5 protein-coding genes are annotated in these 3,441 nt (G+C 61.7%); all 5 read right to left on the minus strand.

The features are described 5' to 3' along the window. The coding region (locus H5T60_13020) for a multidrug transporter (protein MBC7243351.1) at positions 1-231 on the minus strand (231 nt) is incomplete at its 3' end. A 33-nt stretch (positions 232-264) separates the two neighbouring features. Further along, positions 265-894 carry a 4-vinyl reductase gene (locus H5T60_13025; protein ID MBC7243352.1) on the minus strand — a complete coding sequence of 210 codons (630 nt, stop codon included), beginning with the start codon at positions 892-894 and terminating at the stop codon, positions 265-267. A gap of 95 nt (positions 895-989) precedes the next feature. Next, entirely contained in the window at positions 990-1,775 is a 786-nt protein-coding gene (locus tag H5T60_13030) for an alpha/beta hydrolase (protein MBC7243353.1), read from the minus strand. 4 nt (positions 1,776-1,779) lie between these two features. Then, complete coding sequence (locus H5T60_13035; protein ID MBC7243354.1) at positions 1,780-2,319, minus strand: ATP/GTP-binding protein; 540 nt, start codon at positions 2,317-2,319, stop codon at positions 1,780-1,782. A gap of 26 nt (positions 2,320-2,345) precedes the next feature. Then, positions 2,346-3,179 (minus strand): DUF4388 domain-containing protein, encoded by an 834-nt coding sequence (locus H5T60_13040; GenBank protein ID MBC7243355.1) that lies wholly within the window; start codon positions 3,177-3,179, stop codon positions 2,346-2,348. Positions 3,180-3,441: the final 262 nt, after the last annotated feature.

Below are 3,441 nucleotides of genomic sequence, written 5' to 3' on the forward strand. Positions count from 1 at the left end.
AAAGGCCTCTACAAAAGGGGCATCGAAGAAGAGATTATCCTGGTAGGCCAGGGTTTCCTCGTCGTCCGGCGGGATCTCCTCCAGCGAGTCGACGACGATCTCGTGCGTGCAGTACGGCGCCAGGACGTCGCGCTGCCAGAGCCAGAGGGGTTTGTTCATCACCCGCAGGTCGCGCGCCGGCTCATTGAAAGGAGCGATTTTCCGCCGATCGCGAATGATGACCTTTTTCATCTTCCTCACCCAATTGCCCGCCGCGAGGCCGGCTCAGCGCGCCGGCTTCTTCGGGATGTAGAAGCGGCAGGCCGGGTCCCCGCGCGCGATACAGGCGATCTCCTCGACGCGGAAATCCTGCCCGCCGCTGACCCAGTGCAGGCCTTCCTCCAGGATGCCCACCGCCACGTCACAGCACGGGTCCTGGCTGTGCCGGCCCCAGCAGACCGCACAGCGCTCATTGCTCCAGATATAGTGATCCTCGTGCTCCTCCAGCACCACAATCTGGTCGCTGAAGCGGTTGAAGATGCCGGCAAAGGTCTCGGCGCCGATTTTCAGCTTCAGCCCCAGCGGTATCAGGCGCAGGGCCAGGTCGGCGATGCCGATGACCCCCTCGAACTCCCGCAGGCCGTACTTGAAGGTGGCGCGGCCGGCGCGCTTGGCGAGCGCCCGCCCGCCGCGCCGGCCGTAGATCTCCTCGAGCGCCTGCTGGATGCCGGAGAACTCCGCGAACTCGAACCCCAGCGCCAGGTCATTGGGCGGATAATTGTTGACGCGGTGGCGCAGGCCGGCGTAATTGAGCAGGGCATGTACCCCGTTCTTCCCCAGCACCTCCTCCAGACCCAGCAGATATGCCCGTGCCATGCGGTTGGAATAATAATACCGCGGGGCGTCCGGCTCCAGCTTCAGCAGTGGTCCCGTCATGCCAGCACCATCTCATCTATGATTTCCTAGGCGCGTCCCCGCGACCAACCCCCAAGACCTGTGCCCATATCCCCTCATGCCGGCGCCTGCAGGAACTCCAGCAGGACTTGGTGGAAGCGCTCGCTCTCGTCCAGCATGGGGTAATGGCGCGAATGCTCGAAGATGACACTGCGGCCGCGCGGCATTTGCTCCACCAGCTCGGCCTGGTTCGGGTTGACGATGTTGTCATGCCGGCCGAAGATGCCCAGCACCGGCATGGTGAACTGGTGCAAATAGGGCCGCAGGTCCATCTTGGCCAGCGAACCGATGCTGTACGAGAAGGCCTGCATGGTGGTGCGGCTGATGTCCTGGATGAACATGCGGTACCAGCGCCGATGATCGCGCGCGATCCAGGGTGCGTACAGCCGCATCACCGCCGGCAGGAAAAAGGGCGTGTTCCAGGCCAGCCAGCCGAAAGGCTGTTTGCCGGCGACCTTCAGCCAGAACGAGAGGGAAGAACCCACCACCGGCGAGCCGACAATGGCCACCCGCGTCACCCGTTCGGGATATTTCAGCGCCACGCAGAGCGACACACTGCCGCCCATGGAATGGCCGAAGACCGGCGCGGTCTCGATGCCCAGCCGGTCCATAAAGGCCTCCACCATGAAGACGTAATCGCTGATATCATAGCGCGGTTGTTTGGAGGACTCGCCGAAGCCCCAGAAATCGAGGGCATGCACCCGAAAACTGCGCGACAGCACCTCCATCGTATCGCGCCAGTTGTTCCAGGATCCCAACCAGCAGTGCAGGAGGATGACCGGCCGGCCGCGCCCCACCGTCTCATAGTGCACCACACCGCGTTCCGTGACGATGGAGGGCATATCCTCAGCTCACCCCTTCCTCCAGGGATTCCAGGATGGTGTACAGCAGTTCCAGCAGTACGTGCTTGACGCTCTCCTTATCCCGCGCCACACAGGGCAGGACCTTGACGTCGCTGTTGATGCGCAAGGCGATGCGCAGGTCCTCTGGGCTCCAGGCGTCGGGCAGGTCCTGCTTGTTGGCGGCCACCACGTAGGGGACGCCGGCATATTTCTTGAACACGTCCAGGATCTGGCGCGCCTCCCGGAAGGTCTCCGATTTCGTGCTGTCCACCATCAGCACAAAGCCCAGCATGCCCTCCGAGAGGATCTCCCACATGAAATCGAAGCGCTTCTGGCCGGGCGTGCCGAAAAGATAGAGCACCAGGTCCTGGTCAATGGTGATGCGGCCGAAGTCCATGGCCACCGTGGTCTCTTCCTTGACCACCCGGCTGTTGTCGGAGATGCGCCGCTCCGTGGAGACGACATTAATCTCGCTGATACTGCGGATGAATTCGGTTTTGCCGGCGGCGAACGGCCCGGTGATGACAATTTTGACGTTTTGCATGATGCTTCCCCGTGGTGCAGGATGTGCTAGATGCCGCGAATACGGTCAATAATGCGCATGATGATATTGCGTTTCACCGCCGGCGGCTGTACCGGCGCGGCCGGCTTGCCCGCCGGCACTGCCTCCGCCGCCCTGCGCCTCTGCTCCGCCGGCTCCACCAACTCCACCAGCCCGGCCGACAGCAGTCCGTATACGATTTTGCGAATCTGGAACTCACTCATGCCGTTGTGCTGGGCGATCTGGCGGATGGTGTTGCGCCCATTGATGAAAGAAATGACGCGCCATTCATCCACGTTCAGGTTGATATGGCGCAGAGAGGTGCGGGGTCGATCAGCAAATTTCAGCACCACGTCCAGGTCGGGCAGTTCTTCCTGGAGGCGTTCCCATTCCTTGATGCGCCGGCTTCCCTCCATAATGATGCTTTCCAGGTCCAGCGAGACGGTGATGCGGTCCGCCGGCGGGAGCTGGTCCGGCTCGAAATGGAAGCGGCCGTTCGTGAGGGGAAAGAGGTAATAGACGACGTCCAGGACGTGCTGTTTGACGCTGGAGAGGATATCGTCCTGGGACAGGTAGCCGGCGGTGATGAGCAGGAGGCCCAGCTCCTTGTCGGTGTGCACCTGGGAGCGGGTGCGGATGATCTGGGCTTGTTCGGGGGTGAGCTTGCCGGCCTTCTGGAGGATGGCGGTGAGCTGGTCGTCCTGGCCGGCGATGGAGGCATGCAGGAGCCGGCCTTCCTTGAAGTACATGCGCGCCGTCGTGCCGTCCGATTCGATGGTCAGCGCGCCCGTCTTGTGCGCCAGGTTGATCAGGTTCAGCAGTTGGGTGACGCTGAAGTCTCGCAGGTTTCCCTTGAGTGCCATGTGCCCATATCCTTTTTCGGCTGAAATACAGCGCCGACAGCTCTGCCCGGCGGCCGATCCCGACGTCGTACGCACAGGATTGCCGGCGCGCCCTGTTCCAGAACGCGCTGACACCGCGAACAGCATCCCTGTGCTCCCATTATACCCTTGCCTTTACGTTAAGTCAATTCGATTTTGGTACTATCCGGTCGTTTTAACCTTGAAATCAAAGGGGTTGAAAATGGCCGTTTAAGCTTTCCCCGCTTTTGTGGTACAATAGCCG

The sequence above is a fragment of the Anaerolineae bacterium genome (genome assembly GCA_014360855.1).
Classification (GTDB): domain Bacteria; phylum Chloroflexota; class Anaerolineae; order JACIWP01; family JACIWP01; genus JACIWP01.

Coding starts and splice junctions, on each gene's coding strand:
- H5T60_13035 (MBC7243354.1), bottom strand. CDS start 2,319: ATGCAAAACGTCAAAATTGTCATCACCGGGCCGTTCGCCGCCGGCAAA.
- H5T60_13040 (MBC7243355.1), bottom strand. CDS start 3,179: ATGGCACTCAAGGGAAACCTGCGAGACTTCAGCGTCACCCAACTGCTG.
- H5T60_13030 (MBC7243353.1), bottom strand. CDS start 1,775: ATGCCCTCCATCGTCACGGAACGCGGTGTGGTGCACTATGAGACGGTG.